This is a genomic window from Streptomyces venezuelae (genome assembly GCF_008642335.1).
In the GTDB taxonomy this organism is placed as follows: domain Bacteria; phylum Actinomycetota; class Actinomycetes; order Streptomycetales; family Streptomycetaceae; genus Streptomyces; species Streptomyces venezuelae_F.
The window spans coordinates 3,260,045-3,284,534 of sequence record NZ_CP029191.1; the positions used below are offsets into that span (position 1 = coordinate 3,260,045).

18 protein-coding genes are annotated in these 24,490 nt (G+C 72.1%); 10 read left to right on the forward strand and 8 right to left on the reverse strand.

Translation table 11 applies throughout. The features are described from left to right. Positions 1 to 100: 100 nt before the first annotated feature. Positions 101 to 841, reverse strand: a complete 741-nt coding sequence (locus DEJ49_RS14540; RefSeq protein ID WP_150184509.1) for an HNH endonuclease family protein — start codon at positions 839 to 841, stop codon at positions 101 to 103. Then, positions 838 to 1,545: an MOSC domain-containing protein gene (locus DEJ49_RS14545; protein ID WP_150184510.1), complete on the reverse strand. Its 708-nt coding sequence runs from the start codon at positions 1,543 to 1,545 to the stop codon at positions 838 to 840. Before DEJ49_RS14545 ends, DEJ49_RS14540 begins: the two co-directional genes overlap by 4 nt. Before the next feature lie 62 nt (positions 1,546 to 1,607). Here DEJ49_RS14545 and DEJ49_RS14550 point away from each other — a divergent pair, with 62 nt between their 5' ends. Beyond that, a complete protein-coding gene (locus DEJ49_RS14550; RefSeq protein WP_150184511.1) occupies positions 1,608 to 2,039 on the forward strand; it encodes a hypothetical protein in 432 nt (143 codons plus the stop codon). 93 nt (positions 2,040 to 2,132) lie between these two features. Continuing rightward, entirely contained in the window at positions 2,133 to 2,555 is a 423-nt protein-coding gene (locus tag DEJ49_RS14555; protein WP_150184512.1) for a nuclear transport factor 2 family protein, read from the forward strand. 3 nt (positions 2,556 to 2,558) lie between these two features. Here the strand turns inward: DEJ49_RS14555 and mfd are convergent, their stop codons facing one another. Beyond that, the gene (gene mfd, locus DEJ49_RS14560) at positions 2,559 to 6,089 is read right to left on the reverse strand and encodes a transcription-repair coupling factor (protein ID WP_150184513.1); all 3,531 of its coding nucleotides are present in this window, start codon (positions 6,087 to 6,089) and stop codon (positions 2,559 to 2,561) included. Positions 6,090 to 6,391: 302 nt separating this feature from the next. Here mfd and DEJ49_RS14565 point away from each other — a divergent pair, with 302 nt between their 5' ends. From DEJ49_RS14565 to DEJ49_RS14575, 3 genes are all read left to right on the forward strand, one after another. Next, a complete protein-coding gene (locus tag DEJ49_RS14565; RefSeq protein ID WP_150184514.1) occupies positions 6,392 to 6,919 on the forward strand; it encodes a SigE family RNA polymerase sigma factor in 528 nt (175 codons plus the stop codon). Next, positions 6,916 to 7,332: a hypothetical protein gene (locus DEJ49_RS14570; protein ID WP_150184515.1), complete on the forward strand. Its 417-nt coding sequence runs from the start codon at positions 6,916 to 6,918 to the stop codon at positions 7,330 to 7,332. The genes DEJ49_RS14565 and DEJ49_RS14570 overlap by 4 nt, the downstream gene beginning before the upstream one ends. A 97-nt stretch (positions 7,333 to 7,429) precedes the next feature. Continuing rightward, positions 7,430 to 8,887, forward strand: coding sequence for a DUF2079 domain-containing protein (locus DEJ49_RS14575; RefSeq protein WP_190329353.1), 1,458 nt, complete (start codon positions 7,430 to 7,432; stop codon positions 8,885 to 8,887). 105 nt (positions 8,888 to 8,992) lie between these two features. Here the strand turns inward: DEJ49_RS14575 and DEJ49_RS14580 are convergent, their stop codons facing one another. Beyond that, positions 8,993 to 11,581, reverse strand: a complete 2,589-nt coding sequence (locus tag DEJ49_RS14580) for an ABC transporter permease (RefSeq protein WP_150184516.1) — start codon at positions 11,579 to 11,581, stop codon at positions 8,993 to 8,995. Then, on the reverse strand, positions 11,578 to 12,366 hold the full coding sequence (locus DEJ49_RS14585) for an ABC transporter ATP-binding protein (protein ID WP_150184517.1): 789 nt from the start codon (positions 12,364 to 12,366) through the stop codon (positions 11,578 to 11,580). Before DEJ49_RS14585 ends, DEJ49_RS14580 begins: the two co-directional genes overlap by 4 nt. Positions 12,367 to 12,785: 419 nt before the next feature. Between DEJ49_RS14585 and DEJ49_RS14590 the strand changes: the two genes are divergently transcribed. From DEJ49_RS14590 to DEJ49_RS14610, 5 genes are all read left to right on the forward strand, one after another. After that, entirely contained in the window at positions 12,786 to 14,348 is a 1,563-nt protein-coding gene (locus DEJ49_RS14590; protein WP_150188240.1) for an MFS transporter, read from the forward strand. Positions 14,349 to 14,459: 111 nt separating this feature from the next. Then, complete coding sequence (locus DEJ49_RS14595; protein ID WP_150184518.1) at positions 14,460 to 14,963, forward strand: DUF485 domain-containing protein; 504 nt, start codon at positions 14,460 to 14,462, stop codon at positions 14,961 to 14,963. 17 nt (positions 14,964 to 14,980) lie between these two features. After that, complete coding sequence (locus tag DEJ49_RS14600) at positions 14,981 to 16,561, forward strand: cation acetate symporter (protein WP_150188241.1); 1,581 nt, start codon at positions 14,981 to 14,983, stop codon at positions 16,559 to 16,561. Between the two features lie 146 nt (positions 16,562 to 16,707). Next, positions 16,708 to 18,642, forward strand: a complete 1,935-nt coding sequence (locus tag DEJ49_RS14605; protein ID WP_150184519.1) for a pre-toxin TG domain-containing protein — start codon at positions 16,708 to 16,710, stop codon at positions 18,640 to 18,642. Next, on the forward strand, positions 18,632 to 18,967 hold the full coding sequence (locus tag DEJ49_RS14610) for a hypothetical protein (protein ID WP_150184520.1): 336 nt from the start codon (positions 18,632 to 18,634) through the stop codon (positions 18,965 to 18,967). The genes DEJ49_RS14605 and DEJ49_RS14610 overlap by 11 nt, the downstream gene beginning before the upstream one ends. 156 nt (positions 18,968 to 19,123) lie before the next feature. Here DEJ49_RS14610 and DEJ49_RS14615 read toward each other — a convergent pair whose 3' ends face one another. The 3 genes from DEJ49_RS14615 to DEJ49_RS14625 form a co-directional block, all read right to left on the reverse strand. Then, positions 19,124 to 20,026 carry a cellulose-binding protein gene (locus tag DEJ49_RS14615; RefSeq protein WP_150184521.1) on the reverse strand — a complete coding sequence of 301 codons (903 nt, stop codon included), beginning with the start codon at positions 20,024 to 20,026 and terminating at the stop codon, positions 19,124 to 19,126. A 236-nt stretch (positions 20,027 to 20,262) separates the two neighbouring features. After that, complete coding sequence (locus DEJ49_RS14620) at positions 20,263 to 23,295, reverse strand: SUKH-4 family immunity protein (protein ID WP_150184522.1); 3,033 nt, start codon at positions 23,293 to 23,295, stop codon at positions 20,263 to 20,265. Positions 23,296 to 23,302: 7 nt separating this feature from the next. Further along, the gene (locus DEJ49_RS14625) at positions 23,303 to 24,298 is read right to left on the reverse strand and encodes an SMI1/KNR4 family protein (RefSeq protein WP_150184523.1); all 996 of its coding nucleotides are present in this window, start codon (positions 24,296 to 24,298) and stop codon (positions 23,303 to 23,305) included. Positions 24,299 to 24,490: the final 192 nt, after the last annotated feature.

Consider the following 24,490-nt stretch of genomic DNA (forward strand, 5'->3'; position numbering starts at 1 on the left):
CGGGGGGGTAGCGGGTTTTTCTCCGCGGGCCCGGTGGGGGCTGGGCGCGCCCCCGCGGCGGAGCCGCAGATCGATACAGCCCAGCGCCCCTGAGAACCCGTCAGCGGGCGTGGAAGCGGGAGGGGGCCTCCGTCGGGGCGTTACCGGCCGGGAGCTTTTCGTCCGGGCACGTGCTCAGCACCTTCTTCATCGCGTCGCGTTCCGCGCCCGTCACCCATACCCCGTACTTCTTCTTCACCGCGACCTGACCGGCCACGTACGTGCAGCGGTAGGACTTGTTCGGCGGGAGCCATGTCGCCGTGTCGCCGTCGCCCTTGCCGCGGTTGGGGCCCGCGTCGACGGCGAGGAGGTTCAGCGGGTCGTTGGCGAACGCTATGCGCTTGGCGGGCTCCCACCGGAACGCGCCCTTCTGCCAGGCGTCGGAGAGCGCCACGAGGTGGTCGATGTCGACCTGGCTGCGGCCGCGCCGGAACGTCACTTCCTTGCCGGTGTACGGGTCGGGCGCGAGCTTTCCGGACGCCACCCGGCAGTCCCCGCCCTGGTACGTCACGTCCTTGAGGTCCCGCTTCAGGATGTCGTCCCGGGTCGGGCAGCGGTTGGAGTCGGTGTCGGCCCACGCGGTGCCGAAGCGGCTCCGCTCGTAACCGGTCTTGGGCGCGCGGCCCTTGACGGTGAGCGTGTCGACGGCGGCGAGCGCGGACCCGGCCTTGACGTCTCCGGGTCCCGCGGCGCCGCCGTCCGCCCTGTCCTTGGTGCCGGTCTCGCAGCCGGTGAGGAGCGCGGGCACGGCGAGGAGGGCGAGCAGGGCCGAAGCGGTGCGTCGGGGCGTGCGGCGGGTCATCGGACCACCACCGTGTCGCCGAGAGCCAGCGGCGCGGGCGTCACCATGTCCGTGTGGATGCCGATGCACATGCCGCGGGCGGTGGTGAGCGTCTTCAGGACGCGGTTGTCCGCGGGGAGGCCGGGCTGGGCCTGGGTGACCATGACGCACCGTTTCACGCGCTTCCTGACGCGCAGGACCAAGGGTTCACGGCCCTCGCCGCCGCCGAGCGCGACCTCACGGCCCACCCAGTCCTCCTCGATCCACGGTTCGTCGGTCTCCACGACGATGTTCTTGCGCAGGCGTCGTACGTCGACGGGGTCGGAGTCGCCGAGGAGATCGCCGAGCGCGCGCAGGGAGGCGGTTCCGACGATCGAGACGGCGGAGACGTCCTTGTGGAGGTTGGGCCCCTCCTCGCGGACCAACTCGGCGCCCTCGCCGAAACGTTCCGGGATGCGCGGGTCGCCGGGGCGCAGCTCGGCGCCGTCCGGTGCGAGGACGACGGGGGTGCCGTCGGCGTCGTAGACCGCGCGGTGTTCGAGCATCCCGGGCGTGCGCCGGAACCGCTCGTGGTTCTTTCCGCTGGCCAGCTTGCCGTCGGGATACCGCAGGGCCCACCGCCGGTCGCCGATGACGCCGGCCGCGCCGAACTCCAGTCGGTCGTGCACATCGCCGAGCATCGACTTCACCGGGAACCGGTGCAGACCCACGACTTCGAACGTCACTGCGCTCTCCCCTCCCAGAAGATCATGAGAATATCTCCTGTTCCTTCCTGATCAGGAGATTCATGCTCAAGCGTCTGCCGCGGCTCACCCTGCCGCTGCTCACCGTCCTCGTCCTCGGTACCACGGGGTGCGGTACGTCCGACACCGACGCGTCCGACGCGTCACGCGCTCCGTCCGCGGGCACGACCGCCACGCCCTCCACGCCACCCTCCACGCCACCTTCCGCTCCGCCGAAGGGACGCGGGCTGAAGGGGCCGGCGGCCGAGTTCTTCCTCAAGACCCTGCGGGACAACTACCCGGACCTCGACCACATCGACGACGACGCGCTCGTCGCCGAGGGGGACGCGCTGTGCACGGTCCGGGGCGCGGCCATCGGCGAGCAGTTCAAGAAGTCGACGCGCCGTCTCGGCACGACGAAGGTGCAGACGTCCCGCATCATGGGCGCCGCCCACGGCCTGTGCCGCGACAAGGACGACCAGCTGTTCGACGACTGACGGTCACACGATTACCTCAGCGGTAATCGACCGTCCCCCTCTCCCCCGGCAGGATCGGACACATCAACCGAGAGCCGCCCCGAGGGGGACCCCATGACCGCCGAGACCGTCGCCACCCACACCCGCTCCGTCGTCCAGGACTTCCTGCGGGCCCGGCTCGCCGGGAACACCGAGCGGATGGTGGAGCTGTTCGCCGACGACGTGGACTGGCTGCTCGCCGAGAACCCCGTCGTCCCGTGGATCCGCCCCCGCTCCACCGGCGCCGAGTGCGCGGCCCAGTCCGCGGAACTGGCCGAGCACACGGTCGCCGAGGACGCCGCCGCCACGCTCGACACGTTCCTGGTGGACGGCACCGACGCCGTCCTCTTCGGCCACCTCAAGGGCACGGTGCGCGCCACCGGCAAGTCCTTCGAGGGCCCCTTCGCCCTCCGCCTCACGGTGGAGAACGGCCGGATCACCCGCCACCACCTCTACGAGAACAGCCTGTCGGTCGCGGCGGCGTGCACGCCGGCCTAGGGCCTAGGACCCCAGGATCGACGTGAGGAACTCCCCGACCCAGCCGAGCAGTTCCCGGCCGACCAGCGGCTTGCCGCCCACCTTTGCCGTCTTGGGGCGCGGGACCAGGATCTGGTTCGCGGTCGGCTTGATGACCGTTCCGGGGTAGAGGCGCTTCAGGCGGAGTTCCTGGGATTCGCGGAGGTCCACCGGGGCGAAGCGGATGTTGTTGCCCTGGAGGACGATCTCGCCCACCTCGCAGGCTCGGGCGAGCATGCGGAGGCCTGCGACCAGGAGCAGGTTCTCCACCGGCTCCGGGAGCTTGCCGTAGCGGTCGGTGAGTTCTTCGCGTACCGCCTTGATGTCCTCCTCCGTGTTCGCGGAGGCGATGGCACGATAGGCCTGGAGGCGCAGGCGCTCGCCGGGGGCGTAGTCATGGGGGACGTGCGCGTCGACCGGGAGCTCGATCTTGACCTCCAGGGGCGGCTCCTCCTCCACACCGCCCTCCAGGGACGCGCGGTAGTCGGCGACCGCCTCGCCGACCATGCGGACGTACAGGTCGAAGCCGACGCCGGCGATGTGGCCCGACTGCTCGCCGCCGAGCAGGTTGCCCGCGCCGCGGATCTCCAGGTCCTTCATCGCCACGTACATGCCCGCGCCCATCTCCGTGTGCTGGGCGATCGTGGCGAGGCGTTCGTGGGCCGTTTCGGTCAACGGCTTCTCCGGGGGGTACAAGAAGTACGCGTAGCCCCGTTCGCGGCCTCGGCCCACTCGGCCGCGCAGCTGGTGGAGCTGGGACAGGCCGAAGTTGTCCCCGCGCTCCACGATCAGCGTGTTCGCGTTGGAGATGTCGATGCCCGACTCGACGATCGTCGTCGAGACCAGCACGTCGAACTTCTTCTCCCAGAAGTCGACGACGACCTGCTCCAGTGCCTGTTCCGACATCTGGCCGTGGGCCGTCGCGATGCGTGCCTCGGGGACGATCTCGCGGAGCCTCGCCGCCGCGCGGTCGATCGATTCCACACGGTTGTGGATGTAGAAGACCTGGCCCTCGCGGAGCAGTTCGCGGCGGACCGCCGCGCCGATCTGCTTCTCCTCGTACGGGCCGACGAACGTCAGGACCGGGTGGCGCTCCTCGGGCGGCGTCGTGATCGTCGACATCTCGCGGATGCCGGTGACGGCCATTTCGAGCGTACGGGGGATCGGGGTCGCCGACATCGTCAGGACGTCGACGTTCGCGCGGAGCTTCTTCAGCTGCTCCTTGTGCTCGACGCCGAAGCGCTGCTCCTCGTCGACGATGACCAGGCCCAGGTCCTTGAACTTGGTCTCGGAGGAGAACAGGCGGTGCGTGCCGATGACGATGTCGACCGAGCCCTCGCGCAGCCCCTCCAGGGTCGCCTTCGACTCCGTCTCCGTCTGGAAGCGGCTCAGCGCCTTCACGCTGACCGGGAACTGCGAGTAGCGCTCGGAGAACGTGCCGAAGTGCTGCTGGACGAGGAGGGTCGTGGGGACCAGGACCGCCACCTGCTTGCCGTCCTGGACCGCCTTGAACGCCGCGCGGACCGCGATCTCCGTCTTTCCATAGCCGACGTCGCCGCAGATCAGGCGGTCCATCGGGACCGTCTTCTCCATGTCCTCCTTGACCTCGGCGATCGTCGTCAGCTGGTCGGGCGTCTCCGCGTACGGGAACGCGTCCTCCAGCTCGCGCTGCCAGGGCGTGTCGGGCGCGAAGGAGTGGCCGGGCGCCGCCATGCGCGCGGAGTACAGCTTGATGAGGTCCGCGGCGATCTCCTTGACCGCCTTCTTCGCCCGCGCCTTCGTCTTCGTCCAGTCGGCGCCGCCCAGGCGGTGGAGGGTCGGCGCCTCGCCGCCCACGTACTTGGTGATCTGCTCCAGCTGGTCCGTGGGGATGTAGAGGCGGTCGCCGGGCTGGCCGCGCTTGGCGGGCGCGTACTCCACCACGAGGTACTCGCGGGTCGCGCCCTGGACCGTGCGCTGCACCATCTCGATGTAGCGGCCCACGCCGTGCTGCTCGTGGACGATGTAGTCGCCGGACTCCAGCGTCAGCGGGTCGATCGTCTTGCGGCGGCGGGCCGGCATGCGCTGGCCGTCCTTGCCGGCCGCCTTCTGCCCGGACAGGTCGGTCTCGGTGAGGACCGCGAGCCGGAGGGCCGGGTCCACGAAGCCGTAGTCGATCGAGCCGCACGACACGTGCACCAGCGACGGCGTGAGCTCGCCCAGGTCGCCGTCGAGGCGGGCCGCGATGCCCTCGCCGCCGAGCACCTCGACGGTACGGGCCGCGGGGCCGTGGCCCTCGGTCACGTAGACGACGCGCCAGCCGTCCGCGAGCCAGCCCTTCGTATCCGCGAGGGCCTTCGCCGTGTCGCCCCGGTACGTCTCCGGGGCGTGCATGCCGAGCTTCAGCGTGTCATCGTCGAGCTCCTCGTCCGCGGCGAACGGGCTCACCGACCACCACATCATGTCGAGCTCGCGGGCGTGGTCCCGGACGTCCGCGATGCCCCACAGGGACGCCGCGCCCACGTCGATCGGCGCCTCGCCGCCGCCCGCCGTCGCCGCCCAGCTCGCCTGCAGGAACTCCTGCGACGTCGCCACCAGGTCCGCCGCGCGCGTCCGCACCCGCTCCGGGTCGCAGACCACGGCCATCGAGCCCTTCGGCAGGACGTCGACGAGCAGCTCCATGTCGTCCACGAGGACCGGCGCGAGGGACTCCATGCCCTCCACCGCGATGCCCTCGGCGATCTTCCCGAGCAGCTCGCCGAGCTCCGGGTGCTCCTCGGCGAGGACGGCCGCCTTCTCGCGCACCTCGTCCGTGAGCAGCAGCTCACGGCAGGGCGGCGCCCACAGACCGTGCTCGGCGACCTCCAGGGAACGCTGGTCGGCGACCTTGAAGTAGCGGATCTCCTCGACGTCGTCGCCCCAGAACTCCACGCGCAGCGGGTGCTCCTCGGTGGGCGGGAAGACATCGAGGATGCCGCCTCGTACGGCGAACTCGCCGCGCTTCTCCACCAGCTCCACGCGCGAGTACGCGGCCGCCGCGAGGGCCTCCACCGTCTCGTTCAGGTCCGTGGTCTGGCCACTGCGCAGCGCCACGGGCTCCAGGTCGCCGAGGCCCTTGACCTGCGGCTGGAGGACGGAGCGGACCGGCGCGACGACCACCGAGACCGGGCCGGTCTCCGGGTCGTCCGCGCTGGGGTGCGCGAGACGGCGCAGGACCGCGAGGCGGCGGCCTACGGTGTCGGAGCGCGGGGAGAGGCGCTCGTGCGGCAGCGTCTCCCACGACGGGTACTCCGCGACGCCGTCCGGCGGCAGGATCGTCCGCAGCGCCGCGGCGAGGTCCTCGGCCTCACGGCCGGTGGCCGTCACGGCCAGGACGGTGCGGCCGGACTCGCGGGCGAGCGCCGCCACGGCGAAGGGCCGGGCCGCGGGCGGGCCGACCAGGTCGACGTGCATGCGGTGGCCGTCGGTCGCGGCCTTGGCCGCTTCGGCGAGTGCCGAGTCCTTGACGACAGCGTCGAGCAGACCGTGCAGGCTCATTGAAGGCTTTCCGTCCAGTCCGGCGGTCCAGGTGACCGGAGCGCCGGAGTGAGTGGGCAACGCGAACCGCCCGGCACGTCGTACGGGCCGGGGGTCTCCAGCGTACGACTCCGCGCTGCTCGGCGCGGCCCGGTCGGGGCGGGCCGGGGTGTGGGCCGGGCGGGTGCGGGGGGCCGGGTGCCCGGTGGTCTCCCGCACAATGTCCGGAAACCGGCGCCCGAAAATTCCTTCCCCGCGGTGTAAACCGGCCGCGCCTCCCAGGCGTACTGCCATCGAGAACACCGCACGCACCAGGAGACCACTTGACCGACGAGGAGTTCGAGGCGTTCTACGCGCACTCCGTGAGACCACTGGTCGGACAGGTCTATCTGATGACGGGGGACCTCCACGAGGCACAGGACGTGGTCCAGGAGGCCTTCGTCCGCGCGTGGGCGCGCCGCGCCCGTCTGGAGCGGGACGCCGGGCCCGAGGCGTGGGTCAGGACCGTCGCCTGGCGGCTCGCCGTCAGCCGGTGGCGGCGGCGCGGGCGGGCCGCGGAGGCCTGGCGGCGCCACCACGGGGAACGGGCGGGCACGGCGCCCGCCCCGGAGCCGGGGACCGTCGCGCTCGTCGCCGCGCTGCGGCGGCTGTCCGAGCGGCAGCGGCGTGTGGCCGTTCTGCACTACGTGTGCGACCTGTCCGTGCAGCAGGTCGCGGCGGAGACCGGGATCGCGGCGGGGACCGTGAAGTCCCACCTGTCCCGGGCGAGGGCCGCGCTCGCGCCGCACCTCGACGACGCCGCGTTCGACGACGCGCCCACCTCGGGCCTCGACCTCGGAGGAGCACCGTGACCGAGCCCATGCCCCCGACGGGCGACGGCGAGCGCGACGGCCTCGCCGCCGCGCTGAAGCGGGCCGCCGCGGCGGGCGGGCGGGCCGCCTCGCCGGTCCCGGCCCACCAGGTGTCCGCGCGCGGGGCGCGGCGCCGGCGTCGGACGTACGCGGCGGGGGCGGCGCTCGCCGTGTGCCTCGTCTCGGGCGGGGCGGGGCTTGCCGCGGTGCAGCTGGGCCGTGGGGGTGAGCCGGTGGGGCCGGCGGTGCCGCCGAGTCCCACGAAGTCGGCGTCTCTCCCGGAGTCGTCCCTCGCCGAACGGTCGGCGTCGCCCTCGCGGACGCCGACGCGGGCACCGTCGACGGTGACGCCGTCGACCTCACTGCCGCCGCCCGGCTCGGCGACGGCGACGGCAACTCCTTCGGGGGGCTGAGTATCTTCGAACGCGCCGCCGCGACACGGGGCTCCGCCCCCATACCTCTCAGGAACCACGCCCCGTCCCACCCCGCTCTCCACCAGAAAGCCACCCCATGCCCGGAGCAAAAACCGATCTCCCCGTTCAGGAGCGTGCCGACGAGCTCATACCGGGGCGGGACCGGAGCCTCTCCGAGCCCGTCGTCGACGGGAAGAGACGGCTCTGGGACCGCGCCCCGTATCTGCTCGCCGCGGGACTGTTCCTCGCGTATGCCGTCGTGTCCGTGTGCCGGTACCGTCGGCTGGAGAGCCGCTCGTGGGATCTCGGGATCTTCGAGCAGGCCGTGCGCGCGTACGCGCACCTCAGCGTGCCGGTGGCCGACCTCAAGGGACCCGGCGCCAACATCCTCGGTGATCACTTCAGCCCCGTCACCGCCCTCCTCGCGCCCGCCTACCGGCTCTTCCCCTCGCCCCTCACGCTGCTCGTCGCGCAGGCGCTGCTCATCGCCGTCTCCGTCGTGCCCGTCACCCGGGCGGCGACCCGGATCCTGGGGCGCGGGTCGGGGCTCGCGGTCGGGGTCGCGTACGGGCTGTCGTGGGGGATCCAGCGCGCCGTCGACTTCGACTTCCACGAGATCTGCTTCGCGGTGCCGCTGATCGCCTTCTCCCTCGAAGCGCTGCTCCGGCAGCGGTGGCGGGCCTCGCTGGTCTGGGCGCTGCCGCTGGTCCTCGTCAAGGAGGACCTGGGGGTGACCCTCGCCGCGCTCGCCGTGGTCGTGGCGATCCGGTGCCGGCGTACGGACCCGAAGGCCCTGCGCTGGGCCCTCGGGGTCGCCGCGTTCGGCGCGGTCGCCACCCTCGTCACGCTCACGCTGGTCATTCCGGCCTTCAACTCGGTCGGCGGGTACGACTACTGGGACAAGGTGGAGGACGGGGGCGGCGCAGCCGGGGTCTTCGACGGATTCGGTACGAAGCTGCGTACCCTCGCCTGGCTGCTGATCCCCACCTCCGGGCTCCTCGCGCTGCGTTCGCCGCTGCTCCTGGTCGCGGTGCCGACGCTCGGCTGGCGGTTCGTCTCCGCCGACGACCATTACTGGGGCACGGACTGGCATTACAGCGCCGTCCTGATGCCGGTCGTCCTGCTCGCCCTCGTCGACGCCGTCGCCACCGCGCGCCGCAGCGAGAAGCCATGGCTGCGCCGGTACGCGGACCTGCTTCCCGCGTGCGTCGCCGCTGCCGCGCTCGCCCTCACCACGTCCCTGCCGCTGGGGGGCCTCACCGAAGGGGCGACGTACGAGAAGAGCGAGCAGGTCGTCGCCATCGAGAAGATGCTCGACCGTGTCCCGGACGGCGCCACCGTCGAGGCGAACATCGGGCCGATCACCCGGCTCACCTCCCGAACCCGCGTCTTCTGGACCGGCGACGCCGATCCCGTCGTGCCCCGGTACGTCGCGCTCGACGTGCGGTCCGGCTGGACGAAGGACCCGGTCGCGTACGCCAACGGCCTGCACCCGGGCGCCCGTTACGTGGCCGAGGACACCGCGTACGGGTACGTACTGCTGCGCCGGGAGTAAGAGCCTGTGTCATAACCCCGGACGGCGGCCGGCCCCGGCGGGCGTGTGTGACACGCGCCCGCCGGGGCCGGCTCCCCCGTTCCCCCGACTCCCCCGTCGGTGTGGCTATTCGGTGGCGATGGCGTTGAGGACGTTCATCCGGCCCGCCCGGAAGGCGGGGACCAGTGCCGCGAACAGGCCCACGAACGCCGACCCGATGAAGACCGCGATGATCGTCGGCCACGGGATCTCAAGCACCTTCAGGCCTTCGAGGGCCAGGAGCTTCTGGGCCGTCGCGCCCCAGCCCATGCCGAGCCCGAGGCCGAGCAGGGCGCCGAAGAGGGCGATGACCACGGACTCCATGCGGATCATGCGGCGCAGCTGGCGGCGCGAGAGGCCGATGGCCCGCATGAGGCCGATCTCGCGGGTGCGCTCCACCACCGAGAGGGCCAGGGTGTTCACGACACCGAGGATCGCGACGATGATCGCGAGGCCGAGCAGGCCGTAGACCATGTTCAGGAGCTGTCCGACCTGGTCCTTCAGGGTCTGCTTGAAGTCGGTCTGGTCCATCACCTTGTACTGCGGGTAGGCGTCGAGGGACTTCTTCAGGGAGGCGTACGCGGCCTCCTCCTGGCCCTTGGTGGCCGAGGCGAACATGATGTCGTTCTGCGGGACGCGGTCCGCGGGGACGTACTTCTCCATCGTCGTGATGTTGAGGTACATCGAGCCGCGGTCGACCGTCGTGTCGTCGTTCGTGATGGCCGCGAGCTTCAGCTTCGCCGTCCTGCCGTGCTCGAAGGCGATCTTCAGCTCGTCGCCGACCTTCAGGCCGTGCTTCTTGGCGAAGTCGTCGCCGACCGACATGGCGTCCTTGCCGTAGGCGGCGGAGAGTTTGCCCGCGGTGGTCTCGCGCCGCAGGTCCGTGGCGTAGGAGGGGTCGGCGGCGCTGAGGCCGACGCCGTCCACGGTCTTGCCCGACGGCGTGGTCATGTCCGCGTTGATCTGCTTGTAGCGGGTGATGTGGGCGATGTGGTCGGCCGTGCCGAGGGCCTGCGCGGCCTTCTCCGTGATGGAGATGCCGGGCTGCGTGGGCTGGACGATGAAGTCCGCGCCGACCGACTTGTCGAGCTCGTCGGTGGCCGAGGCGACCATCGAGGAGCCGACGACGGAGAGGCAGGCGACCAGCGCGAGGCCGATCATCAGGGCCGCGCCGGTGGCGCCGGTGCGGCGCGGGTTGCGCAGCGCGTTGCGCTCGGCCATCCGGCCGACGGGGCCGAACATCCGGAGCAGGACCGCGCTGATGACGCGGACCACGCCGGAGGCGAGCACGGGGCCGATGACGACGAAGCCGATGAGGGTGAGGACGACGCCGCCGCCGAGGAACAGCGAGCCGTCCTTGGCCTTGTCGGCCTGCGAGGCGGCCCACAGGGCGTAGCCGCCGGCGCCGGTGAGGACGAGGCCGATGACGGCGCGCAGCGCGCTCGCCCTGCCGTCGGCCGGGGTGCCCGCGTCGCGCAGGGCGGCCATCGGCGAGACCTTGCCGGCCCGTCGCGCGGGGAGGTAGGCGGCGAGAACGGTGACGACGATGCCGAGGACCAGGCCGACGACGGGGGTCGTCCAGTTGACGGTGAGGTCGCCGGTGGAGAGTTCCATGCCCATGCCGGACATGAGCTTCATGAGGCCGACGGCGAGTCCGATGCCCGCGCCGACGCCGAGGACCGAGCCGAACACGCCGAGCAGGAGGGCCTCGACGAGGACGGAGCGGTTGACCTGCTTGCGGCTGGAGCCGATGGCGCGCATCAGGCCGATCTCGCGGGTGCGCTGGGCGACCAGCATCGAGAAGGTGTTGATGATGAGGAAGATGCCGACGAGGAAGGCGATTCCGGCGAAGCCGAGCATCGCGTACTTCATGACGTCGAGGAAGCTGCCGACGGACTCGCGGTTGTCGTCCGCGGTCTCCTTCTGCGTCTTGATGTCGTACGCGGAGGTCTTGCCGTCGAAGACCGCGGCGACGTTCTTCTTCAGCTGGGTGTCGCTGACGCCCGCGGCGGCGGTGAGGTTGACGTGCGTGAACCTGCCCGTGGCGCCGAGGAGTTGACGCTGAGAGGTCTCTGTGTCGAAGTAGACGATCGCGGCGCCGGGGTTGGTGACCTTGAAGGTGGCGATGCCGGAGATCTTCGCGGTGAGGTCGCCGGTGGCGGCGATGGTGCGCAGTTCGTCGCCGAGCTTCAGGTCGTGCTTGTCGGCGGTGTCGGCGTCGATCATCATCTCGGTGGGGCCGCGCGGGGCGTGTCCTGAGGTGATGTCCATGGAACGCAGGTCGTTGTGCGTCCAGTTGCCGGCGATGGTCGGGCCGCCGTTGGTGGGGCCCATGTTCTTGTTCTTCGCGTTGACGACGGTCACGCTCTGGCTGCTGACCGCGCCCTCGGCCGCCTGCACGCCCTTGGCCCGCTTCGCCTGCTGGACGACGGAGGCGGGCATCGACTCGGGCTTGCCGCTGCGCGGGGTGTCGCCCGCGTCCTCGGCGGACTTGGGGGTGACGGTGACGTCGGCGGAGGTCGCCGCGAAGAGCTTGTCGAAGGTGGTGCTCATGGTGTCGGAGAAGACGAGCGTGCCGCACACGAACGCCACCGACAGGATCACGGCCACGGCGGAGAGCGCCATGCGGCCCTTGTGCGCGAAGAAGTTGCGCATCGAGGTCTTGAGGACGGTCATGACGTGCGGCCCCGCGCGTCGAAGGACTTCATGCGGTCGAGGACCTGGTCGGCCGTCGGGTGGTGCATCTCGTCGACGATCCGGCCGTCGGCGAGGTACAGGACGCGGTCCGCGTACGAGGCGGCCACCGGGTCGTGCGTCACCATCACGATGGTCTGCCCGAGGTCGGTCACCGAGCGGCGCAGGAAGCCGAGCACCTCCGCGCCTGCCCGGGAGTCGAGGTTTCCGGTCGGCTCGTCGCCGAAGATGATCTCGGGGCGCGAGGCGAGGGCGCGGGCCACGGCGACGCGCTGCTGCTGGCCGCCGGAGAGCTCGGTCGGGCGGTGCTTGAGGCGCCCCGCCAGGCCCACGGTCTCCACGACCTGGTCGAGCCAGGCACGGTCGGGCCTGCGGCCCGCGATGTCCATGGGGAGCGTGATGTTCTCGATGGCGTTCAGGGTCGGGAGCAGGTTGAACGCCTGGAAGATGAAGCCGATCCGGTCCCGGCGCAGCTTCGTCAGCTTCTTGTCCTTGAGGCCGGTGATCTCGGTCTCGTCGAGGTAGATCTGCCCGCTGCTGACGGTGTCGAGGCCCGCGAGGCAGTGCATCAGGGTGGACTTTCCGGAGCCCGACGGACCCATGATCGCGGTGAACTGACCGCGGGCGATGTCGACGTCGATGTGGTCGAGCGCGACGACGCGGGTCTCCCCGGAGCCGTACGCCTTCACGACCTGGCGCGCCCGTGCCGCCACGGCCGTACGCCCTCCAGTGCCCCCGTGCCTGGGTGTCGTTATAGCCGTTGTCACGGTAAGTCTCCTATGTCGGTGCTGCGACGAGCCGGGCGGATACACGGCGCGCTCTCGCGCTTCAGTCTGGTGTCACGACGGGCCCCGGCGCGCTGGTGCTCAGCGCAGTCTTTTCCGGGGGAAAACCCCACCCTCGCCGGTGCGGTCAGCCCTTCCGGCAGGACGGGCCGCGCCTTCCGGCGGGGTGGGTTTCACGAGCCGGCCCCGTGCCCGGCTCGTAAAGCAAATCTAAGGACCGCCGGGGTCCGCCTCATCCTCCGGCGGGACGAACGCTCCCCAGTCCGTTGTACGGAGGTACCCCTAGGGGATCTCCACCCGCCGGTGGAGTCCTTCTCAGGGTTCCTCCACCCGGTCGTCCACCCGGCCGTGCGCCCTGCCCCCGGGCTCCCCCGAGTGAGAAGGTGACCCGCAGCAACCGGATGCAGGGGGAAGGAAGTTCTGTGGGCACCCAGGACGCGATACGCACCCAGGATGCGGTACGCGGCCGGGGCGCGGTCGTCGCCGCGCTCATGCTGGCCATGGCGCTGGCCGCCGTCGACTCCACCATCGTGTCGACCGCCGTCCCGCAGATCGTGGGCGCGCTCGGCGGCTTCTCGATCTTCTCCTGGCTCTTCTCCGGCTACCTCCTCGCGGCCACCGTCACCCTGCCCGTCTACGGCAAGCTCTCCGACACCTTCGGCCGCAAGCCCGTCCTCATCGCGGGCTGCGTGCTGTTCCTCCTCGGTTCCGGACTCTGCGCCCTCGCCTGGAACATGGAGTCGCTGATCGCCTTCCGCGTCGTCCAGGGACTCGGCGGCGGCGCCGTCCAGGGCACCGTGCAGACCCTCGCCGCCGACCTCTACCCGCTCAAGGAACGCCCCAAGATCCAGGCCAAGTTGTCGACGGTGTGGGCCACTTCGGCGGTTGCCGGGCCCGCGCTCGGCGGGGCCATCACCTCGTACGCGGACTGGCGCTGGATCTTCCTCATCAACCTGCCCATAGGGGCCGTCGCCCTCTGGCTGATCGTGCGCCACCTGCACGAACCCGCGCGCGAGCCCGTCCCGCGCGGCCGCATCGACTGGCCCGGCGCGCTCGCCGTCTTCGCCTGCGGCGGCACCCTCCTGACCGCGCTCGTACAGGGCGGGGTCGCCTGGGACTGGGTGTCGGCGCCGTCGCTCGCGCTCTTCGGCGCCGGGCTCGCCCTCATCGGCGTCGTCGTCCTCGTCGAGCGCAGGGCCGAGGAGCCGATCATCCCCGGCTGGGTCTGGCGGCGGCGCACCATCGCCGCGGTGAACCTCGCCCTCGGCGCGCTCGGACTCCTGATGGTGGCGCCGACCGTCTTCCTGCCCACGTACGCGCAGTCCGTCCTCGGACTCGCCCCGGTGGCCGCCGGGTTCGTGCTCTCCGTGATGACGCTGAGCTGGCCGGTCTCCGCCGCGCTCAGCCAGCACGTGTACCGCAGGATCGGCTTCCGCAACACCGCGATCACCGGCATCTCCGGTGCCGCGCTGATCCTCTTCACGTTCCCGTTCCTGCCCTACCCCGGCACGGCGTGGCAGCCCGCGCTGCTCATGCTGCTGCTCGGCGCGGCCCTCGGGCTCTTCCAGCTGCCGCTCATCGTCGGCGTCCAGTCCAGCGTCGGCTGGGCCGAGCGCGGCACGGCGACCGCGTCCGTCCTGTTCTGCCGGCAGATCGGCCAGACACTGGGCGCCGCCCTCTTCGGCGCGGTCGCCAACGGAGTGCTCGCCGAGCGGCTCGACGGGGCCGGGTCGCTCGACTCGGTGGCCCGCATCCTGGACGACCCGCAGTCCGTGGCCGACCCCGAACCGCTGCGGCGCGCGGTCGACGCGGCGGTCGACTCGGTGTACCTGGGCGCGGGGTGTGCCGCGGTCGCCGCCCTGGCCGTCCTGCTCCTCCTGGCGCCCCGGCGCTTCCCCGTTCTCGACGAGAGGCAACTGAGCTCCCAGAAGGACCAGTTGTCACCCACACAACAGAGCGACTGACGAGTTCCACGAAAACCCCGCACACCGGCCCTACTTACGAGTAACGTCTCGGCTCCCCTCGCTCCCTGCGGTCCGCACCACCGGACCGGAAGCCGCGCAAGGAGAACCGGGATGACCCACGTTCCGTACGACGCGTACGACGCTCCCTTCCCTCACGAGCCGTACGCCCCGCAGGAGCCGTACACCCCGCACGCCCCGCAGACCCCACCGGCCCAACGCTTCGAGCAGCAGTCCCACCTCACCTACCCCTGGCAGCCCCCGCCACCCAAGGCGCCCCCGGCCCCCCGCCTCCCCCGCCACCCCGCTCCCGGCCGCCACAGCGACCTGCGCAAGCTGCGCGGCGCCTACCGGATCCAGCGCCGCGTCGCCACCCTCACCGCACTCGGCTACTTCACACTCTTCCTCGTCCTGTCCGCCCTCACGCCGTCCTTCATGACCGGCACCGTCTCCGGCGGCCTCACCACGGGGCTGCTCCTCGGCCTGTGCCAGCTCCCCGTCACCTGTCTCGCCCTCGTCCTGTTCGAGCGCACGGCCCGCCGCCGCCTCGACCCGCTCTCCGCACGCCTGCGCAGACAGCGCACATCGACCACCACGCACGACGGGGAGGCCCCGTGAGCGCGGAGGCGCAGACCATGTCCCTGGTGGCCTTCACCGTCGTGGCCACCCTCACCCTGCTGCTGTGCGTCATGACCGGACCCGACCGGGACGACCTCGACGAGTTCTACACCGGGTACGGCGCGCTCTCCCCGCTCCGCAACGGCCTCGCGATCGCGGGCGACTACATCTCGGCGGCCACCGTCCTCGGCACCGGCGGCGTGATCGCCCTGCTCGGATACGACGGCGTGGTCCTCGCCCTGAGCACGGCGCTCTCCCTGACGCTGCTGATGTTCCTGCTGGCCGAACCCCTGCGCAACGCGGGCCGGTTCACCATGGGCGACGTCGTGGCGCGCCGCATGCCGGGCCGTGCCGTCCGCATCGCCGCGTGCACGGCCACGATCGCGGCGCTGCTCCCGCTGATGGTGGTCCAGCTGGCGGGCGCCGGCGACCTGCTCGCCTTCATCCTCGGCTTCTCGAACGACGGCCTGAAGACCGGCTGCGTCGTCGCGCTCGGCGCCCTGATGATCAGCTACGCGGCGATCGGCGGGATGAAGGGCACCGCCCTCATCCAGATCCTGAAGATCGTGATGCTGCTCGGCTCCGGCGCGGTCGTCGCCGTCCTGATACTGCAGCGCTTCGACTGGAACCCGGGCGCCCTGCTCGCCGCCGCGCGCGACGGCAGCGGGGCGGGACCGGCGTACCTCCGCTCCGGGCTCCAGTTCGCGGACAGCCCCCACCCGCGCCTCGACATGATCAGTTCGGAGCTGACCGTGGTCCTCGGCGGCGCGGCGCTCCCGCACGTCACGATGCGGATGTACACGGCCCGCGACGCCCGCGAGATACGGCGCTCCATGTCCTGGGCCGTCTCGTCGGTCGCCCTCTTCGTCCTCGTCATCACCGTCGTGGGGTTCGGCGCGACGGCGCTGCTCGGCCGGGCGGCGATCGCGGCGGACGACCCACAGGGCAACACCGCCTATCTCCTCGGCTCCCGCGCGGCGTTCGGCGCCCACACCTCGGCCGCCGAGACGCTGCTCTTCACGACGGTCACCACGGCCCTGTTCCTGACGCTGCTCGCCTCGGTCGCCGGCATGATCCTCGCCTGCGCCAACTCCCTGGCGCACGACGTCTTCGCGCAGGGCCGCCGCGCCCCGTCACCGCGCCGCGAGATGACACTGGCCCGCGCGTCCGCCCTGGCCACAGGGGTCCCGGCGATCCTCCTCGCGGTCCTGGTCAAGGACCACAACCTCCAGCCCCTGGCCACCCTCTCGTTCTGCCTGGGCGCGTCCACCCTGGCGCCCGCCCTGGTCCACAGCCTCTTCTGGCGCCGCTACACACGGACGGGCCTGCTCTGGACGCTGCTCGGCGGCACGCTCGGCTCGCTGGCCCTGATGACCGGCACGAACCTGGTCTCCGGAAGCCCCGGCGCCCTGTTCCCGCACCATGACTTCACCTGGTTCCCGTTCACGACGACGGGCCTCGCCTCGATCCCGCTCGGCTTCCTCCTCGGCTGGCTCGGCAGCCGCTTCTCCGGGCGCGCGGAGGCGGAGGAACACCGCAGGCGGTACGAGGCGGTGGAGGGCTGGATCCTGGCGGGGGCTGCGCGGCGGGGGAAGTAGGGATTTGATGACGGAAAGTCAGACATTCCAGGATGTCGTGGTGCTACCGTACTCGCTGGTAACTATTTCTGGCGGGTACCCGTCAGAAATACAGCTCCGGGGGGTCACATCGTCATGGGCGTAGTGCCCCCATGACCTAGGAACGCATGCACCACAGAACCACCACCAGGCTCGTCACGACGGTGGCCGCCCTCTCCCTCTCGTTCACGTCGGCCGTCGCGGCGGGCGGCCCGGCGGCCGCCGCCGAGAAGAAGCCCGCGAGCCTCCTGGAGATCGCCGAACGCGTCTCCCACTACGCGCACTGCGACGATCTCGGACTCGTCGAGAAGGCCGGCTGTCTGAAGGAGTTCGGCCGCAAGGCGCTGATCGCGGGCGCGGGCACCGCCCTGTTCCTCTACGGAACGCAGTCGCTCATGAAGGACCACGGCGCCCGCTTCAAGACGCTCGACACGGAGCTGGAGGCGCTGGGCAAGCTGAAGCTCGCCGAGCTGAAGGACCCCTCGTCGACGTCCGACCCGAAGGAGCAGGAGGAGATCCTGACCCAGGCGGTCAAGACCGCCAAGGCCGCCGGGCCGCACCTGGTCAACCTCGCGAAGAACGTCGCCAAGGCCGACGAGATGATGGGCACGGCGAGCGACTCGCTCTACGCCCTCAGCATCCTCACCGTCGTCGTCGGCGACTACGGCTTCCCGCCGCCGCGGAAGGTCGAGCCCATCAAGGACACCACCGACTGGGGCAAGGAGCTCAGGGAGCTCAACGCGGCGTTCGACCAGATGAACAAGGGCTTCGCCCAGATGAACCGCGGCCTCAAGACGATGAACGAGGGCGTCGACGAGGTCAACAAGGGCCTCGCGAAGGCCAACAAGGGGATCTCCAAGGCCAACAAGGGCATGAAGGAGATGAACGACGGCATCGCCCAGGCCAACCGCGGCATGAAGACCGCGAACAAGCACGTCCCCGGCATCAAGAAGGGCGCCGAGCGGCTCAGCGAACTCCCCGACATCGACTTCGACTTCTCCCACGTCGGCGACTCCTGGGGCTCCGGCTCCTCCGGCCTCGACGAAGCCGAGCAGCAGCGCCGCATGTCCCTCTTCCTCGACCTGGTACCGGGCATCGGCGACGGCAAGGGCATCGTCGAGGCGCTGACCGGCAAGGACCTGGCCACCGGCAAGGAGCTCAGCGGAGCGGAGCGGGCGGCGGGCTCCCTCGCGGTCCTGCGCTGGCTGAAGGTCGGCGCGAAGGTGGGCGCCAAGGCGCTGACCGCCGACGACGTCCGCAAGGCCCGCAAGGGCGGGTCGACCGCCGTCGCGTGCGCGAGCAACAGCTTCCTGCCGGGCACGCCGGTGCTCATGGCCGACGGTTCCGCCGTCCCCATCGAGCAGGTACAAGAAGGCGACCAGGTCCTGGCCACCGAGCCCGGCACCGGCACGACCCAGGGTCAGCCCGTCACCGACCTCATCGTCGGCGACGGCGAGAAGAACCTCGTCAAGGTCGACGTGGACATCGACGGCGACAGCGGCAACCGCACGGCCTCGCTCACGGCGACGGACCTGCACCCCTTCTGGACCGGCGGCGACCTGGACCAGTGGACCAACGCGGCGGACCTCGCGCCCGGCATGACGCTGCGCACCGACGCGGGCGCGCCCGCCCGGGTCGACGCGGTCACGTCCTGGACGACGCCCTCCCAGGAGGTCCGCAACCTCACCGTCGCGGGCACGCACACGTACTACGTCCTCGCGGGCGACACCCCCGTCCTCGTCCACAACGCGGCCCCGTGCAAGATCATCACGTCGGCTATCGGCAAGGACTCCCAGCTGTCGAAGGCCGCCCAGCAGGCGGGCAGGAACCAGGCCGTCCAGCGCGACCTCGATGGCCTCTTCGAGCAGCTCTCCCGTGGAAACATGAACCCCGGGCTCGGCAGCAAGGCGCTGGCGGGCACCGACATCACGTACGCCCGCGGCCGGAACGGCGGACGCCTGTTCTTCCGGAACGTGGAGGGCGGCATCGAGATCGTCGGCAAGTCCGACAAGGGCAACGAGTCCAAGGTGATTGCGAGGCTGAAGCAGCTCTATGGAAAGTGACCCGCACCTGCTGGTCGAGGACGACCGGTTCACCGCCCTCTTCCTGCTGGGCGCGGACGACCGCGCCGAGGACGTCGAGAACGTCGACGCGGAACTCCGGCTGCCCGACGGCACGCGGTGGAGCGCCACGTTCATGACGCTCCGCGAGATCGCCGCGGTCATGGACCGCTGGCAGCGGACGGGCGAGGCGGCGGGCGGCGCGTTCTTCCAGTGCCCGGACCTGGTCGTGGTGCCGACGGGCGGGGTCGCCGCGATGATGACGGCGTTCCGCGCGATCGTGGCCGAGGGCGGCCCGGAGGGGATCCTGCCCCGACTGGAGGACTAGGACGGCCAGGCTGCTGCGTACGTGCCCCTTAAGGGGCGCGGGGAACTGCGCGACCAGCCACGGAAAAGCCGCAGACGCGTCTGCCGGGACCCCGGCACATGCGTCTGCGGCTCTTTGCTGGTCGCTCGCGCAGTTCCCCGCGCCCCTTATAGGGCCCTACGGGGTTTCCTCCGCGGGGGCCCGGCCCGTCAGCGTCGCCAGGCTGCTGCGTACGTGGTCCATGTGGGCCCGGACCTCGTCCCAGCGTTCGCCGTGTTCGCGGAGGATCCGTTCCGTCTCGCGGGTCACCCGCTCCTCGCAGAGGACCGCCTCCGCGACGATCTCCGCGGCCCGCGCCTCCGCGTCCTCCTGCCCGTGCCGCGCCGACTCCTCCGCCTGCGCGAAGGCCCGCTTGGCCTCGGAGAGTCTCGCCTCCGCCGCGGCCACCCGCTCCGCGTCCCGTGCGTCCGACGCCGCCTCGCGCTCGGCGGCCTCGCGCTCGGCCGCCTCCCACCGCTCGGCCTGCTCCTTCTCCTGCTCGGCGAGCAGCCCCTCGCACCGCTGCCGCATCTCACGCAGCGCCGCGAGCGCCTCGCCCCGCCACGCCTTCACGTCCTGCCGGGCGGAGATCCGGATCTCGTCGGCCGTCGCCCGGTCCGCCTGGAGCCGTCGCGCGGCCCGATCCTCCGCGTCGGCGCCGATCCGCTCGGCGTAGGCGCGCGCGGACTCCCGTACCTCCCGGGCCCACGCCTCCGCGTCCTCCGTGACCGCCTGCGCCTCGGCCGCCGCGCTCTCCCGTACCGCGGCGGCCTCCGCCTCGGCGAGGGCCAGGATCTGCCGGGCCCGCTCGCCGAGCGTCTCGTACGTCTGGGGCGCGAGCCGCGAGACCACGTCACGCAGGTGCTCCGCCTCCACCTCCATGTCCTTCGCGAGGACAGTGAGCCGGGCCGCGCGCTCCCACGCGCCGTCCCGCTCCTGGGAGAGGCCGGCGGCGTACGCCTCGACCTGCTCGGGACGGTAGCCGCGCCCCCGCACGGTGACGAAGCCGTAGGGCGACGACGATGCACCGCTGCTGCTCATCCTTGGATCCCCTCTCCGACGTACCGCACGCGTACAGCGCGATTGGCGCACATCTTGATGGATCAAGCGGAAGCGCTCATAACGCGACACTCCGCCCACTCCACCCGGTCAAGGATGCGTCAATTGGCGCCGGAAGTCGGAATCGGGGCGTCATTCCCGCCGCTCGCGCCCCGAATGGGCGAGGCGCCCGCCCCGTCGCCGGACCGGGCGCCTCGCCGTCGCGTGCGGGCCGCGCGCTACAGCAGCCCGTCCCACATCTGCTCGAGAAGCACCGACCACCAGCTCTCCGGCGACGCGAGCGCCGCGGGATCGAGCGCGGCCAGCTGGTTCTGGAAGTCGACGGTCCAGCGGCCCGCCTGCTCCTGGTTGAGCCCGAACCGCAGCCGCCACATCCGGCCGAGCAGCGCCATGCAGCGCGCGAACTCGGGCAGGCCCGTGTTCACGAACTGCGGCGGCACGGGGGCGCCGCCGGGTCCTGCCTCGACCGGCACCGCCACTATGTTCGCCGTGCCGTACTGCACGCATAGCGCGCGCCCGAAGTCGCTGCCCATCACCAGGTACGACCCCGCGTCCGACGCGGGCTGCACGCCCCGCTCCTGCGCGAGCTCGGCCAGTGTCGGCACGGGGCGGCCCGGCTGGGCCTGCGCCCAGAAGAACGGCCCGAAGTCGACGGGCAGGCCCGCCACGACGAGGGTGTGCGCCACGATGTCGGGCACGCCCTGGCGCGACACGGCGCGCTGGTCGAACCGGAAGATGCCGGGTCCGAAGGCCGCGGCCAGCTCCTGGGCGACGCCCTCCGGCGGGATCGGCGGGGCGGGCGGCATCTGCTGCAGCGGGGCACGCACGGGGGCGGGCCTCGCGGGGCCGTCCGCGACCTGGTGCAGCTCGCCCTGGTGGGCGAGGAGCTGCTGCATGCCCTGCCTGCGGGACGCGTGGTCCCTGCCGTACGGGGCGATCGACGTGATCCGCGCCTGCGGCCAGGTCTCGCGGATCATCCGCGCGCAGTACGCGCCGGGCAGCTCGCAGGACTCCAGCTCGGTGTGGAGCTCGAGCACCTGCTGCGGCGGCACGTTCATGCCGCGCAGCTCGTGCAGGATCTGCCACTCCGGGTGCGGCGTACCGGGCGCCGAGCGCCGGATGAGCTGCTGCTCGGACCCGTCGGCGGCGCGGTAGCGCAGCACGGCCTGGTAGCCGGGGCCGACAGTGGGCTGACCGGTGGGCTGCTGCGGATAGCCGTACGGCTGACCGCCGGGGGCACCGGGCATGCCGGGGGGTACGCCGGGTCCGGGTACGTGCTGGCCCGGGGCCGGGGGCGGAGGCATCCCGGGTGCGCCGGGACCCGGCATGCCGGGTGCGCCGGGGCCACCGACCGCGGGTCCGGCCAGCATGGTCGCGGCGTGGTGAACGCCGCCGCCGGGCGGGGCGGGGGGCTGGGGGGCGCCGGGGGCACCGGGCGGGCCGGGAGGCTGAGGCGCGCCGGGAGCACCGGGCGGACCAGGAGGCTGAGGGGCGCCGGGAGCACCGGGCGGACCAGGAGGCTGAGGCGCGCCGGGGGCGGCCGGGGCGCCGGGCGGCTTGATGCCGCCGCCCATGCTCGGGTCGGCCAGCATCGTGGCCGCGTGGTGGACCCCGCCGGGGGGCGTACCGGGGGCGCCGGGCGGGCCGGGCGGCTGGGGCGCGCCCGGAGGCGTACCCGGAGCGCCGGGTGCACCCGGCGGCTTGATGCCGCCGCCCATGCTGGGGTCGGCCAGCATCGTCGCGGCGTGGTGGACCCCGCCGGGAGGCGTACCCGGAGCCGCGGGGGGCGCGGGCGGCTTGGGTCCGTCAGGACCCAACGAGGAGACGAGCTGCGTCGGTACGTAGCCACCGGCAGGCGTACCGGGAGCGCCGGGCCCGGAGGGCGGCGGCGTGCTCGGCCCCGCCTTGTGGGTGGCGGCATCCGCGATGTCCCCGGCCGCGGGCGCGGCGGGCGGCTGCGGGTATCCGTACGCGGAGGCGTCGGGGGCGGGGGCACCCGGGGAGCCCTGAGCACCGGGCGCCGACGACCCGGCCGGCGGCTGCGACGCGTTGGACGACTGCGCGGCGGGCGCACCCGACGGCGCCTGCGGGGCGTTAGACGGCTGCACGCCAGACGCACCCGAGGGCGGCGGCAGAGGCACCGACGAACCCACCGGCGGCTGCGAGGCGGGCGCACCCGAGGGCGCCTGCGGGGCGTTCGGGGGCTGCACGCCAGGCGCACCCGACGGCGGCGGCAGCGGCGCCGGTGAACCGGCCGGGGGCTGCGGCGCGTCGGACGACTGCGCGCCAGGCGCGCCCACCGGCGGCTGCGGCGCGTTCGAGGGCTGCACGCCAGGCGCACCCGACGGCGGCGGCAGAGGCACCGACGAGCCGGACGGCGGCGGACCGGCGGGCGCACCCGAAGAAGCGGGGCCGCCCGGTGCCGGGTCGTCCAGCGCGGGCGCGATCGCCGTCGCCGGCAGCCCACTGCCCCCGTGCATCAGCGCGGTCTTGGCCTCCGGCGTGGTGGCCGGCGGCGGCGTCTCGGCGTCGTCCAGACCGGTCAGCGGCGGCGCGAACACCGTGGCGGGCAGCGGCACAGAATGGTCCTCGCCCGCATCGGCGTTGGTGTCCGTACCGGCCCACGGAGTCGCGTCCGCGGGCACGCCCGCCGACGTCGCGGGCAGACTGTCGTCGAACTCGGCCACGGGCTCGGGCATGCGCTCCGGCACGGCATCCTCGACCGGCCCCTCGGCCGCCGCGGGCCACGGCGTACCGCCCTCGGGCGCACCCGGAGCCTCGGACGCGGCAGCCGTTACGGGTGCCGCAGGCACGGAAGGGGCAGCCGGAGCCGCCGGAGCCTCTGGAGCAGCCGACTCCCCCCGCCGATCCGGAATGCCCAGCTTGTCCGCTGCTTCCTGGAGCCACTCCGGCGGCGTCAGCAGGAATGACGTCTGGTTGAGGTCGACCCGCTCGGGCGGGGCAACCACCGCGTCCTGCGGGGTCATGTCCGGCAGGCCGTACTCCTCCTCGTAGCGGCGGATCACCTCGCCCACCGCGAGGCTCGGCCAGAGCGTCGCCTCGCCACTGTCCCGTGCGATGACGAGCCGCTGCGAACCGCCGTCGGACACCGGACCGTTCTCCCGGTCCTCGGCCCACACCACGAATCCGAGTTCGAACTCCCGGACCCGCACCTCACGGTGCTGGTAGCCCGGCACGTCGCCGTTGATCCATTCCTCGGCGCGCTCCTGCGCCTGTGCGAAGGTCACCATCGTTACGTCACTCCCCAGCCGAGGACACGGGGACGGCGTGCGCGAAGCCGCCGTCCACCATCAGGTTCGCCACGGTCTCCAGCTCCGGCGGGTTGCCCGCGAGCCGGGACAGGAACGCGTCGAAGTCGTCGCCGCACGGCAGCAGCAGCTGCCGCACCCGCTCGGCGGGGGGCCACCCGGCCGCCTCCGAGACATCGCGCGCGTCGTCGTACGCGCAGAACCACACCGAGCCGATCCGGTCGCCCTTCACCTTCACGGCGAGCAGACCGCCCTGCACGAAAGCGACCCCCAGGTAGTCCTTGGTGAGGTGGTCGCGCAGGCATTTGTTCACGTACACCAGGTCGTTGACCGCGGCCTCGTCCCGCACCGTGAAGAACGGCTGGTCCACGAGGAGTCCGAGCTCCGCGTCGAGCGCGGCGCCGACCGGCGCGCAGCCGCCCGCGGCCTTCAGGAAGGAGCGGTAGGCGCCGGGCAGCCGGTAGCCGAGGTCCTCCTCGACGTTCTGGACCTGCTGTTCCGTCACCGCGACCGCGGACTTCGGCAGACCGAAGTGGGCGGGACGCGTCTCCTGGAGAGGTCGCGTGCCCCTCTTGTTCTGGTCCACCGTCGTCGTCGCGACGCCGCCGTGGTGCCGCAGCAGCGCCTTCACCTCGACGGGGACGAGCTCCAGGCGGCGGCTGTTCGGCACGTGGTGCCAGGTCCAGCCGTGCGGCGTCGCCACCGCCGGGATCGTGTCCCACAGGTCGTGGTCCGCCGCCGCCATCGCCGCGTTCGCCGACACGTAGTCCGTCAGGCGCAGTTCGTCGACGCCGAAGCCCTCCGGGGGCTCGGCGATCTCGGCGGCCGCGCGGGCGTACGCCGAGAAGTCCGGGTAACCGTGCTCGTCCACCCGCACGCCTCTGGGATGGCGAGCGGCACGGACCGGGTCCGGGAAGTGCACGACCTGCCCGGCGTAGGCCGCGTTCGGCGGCGCTGACTGCTGCCCCAGCCGACCTGTCGTCATGGCGGTTGCCCCCTGCGGCACTGTGGAAGGTTCTGGTTCTGTCTGCACGCGGCTGTGCGGTTTCTGGTCCGCGATGTCGATACAGCCTATGCGCAAGGACGGCACCGGTCACCGGGCCTCCGGTTCCATGACCACCAGCCACCGGACGGTCACGGTGTGACGAATCCCGGCGGAAAGCCAGGCGTGTCGCAG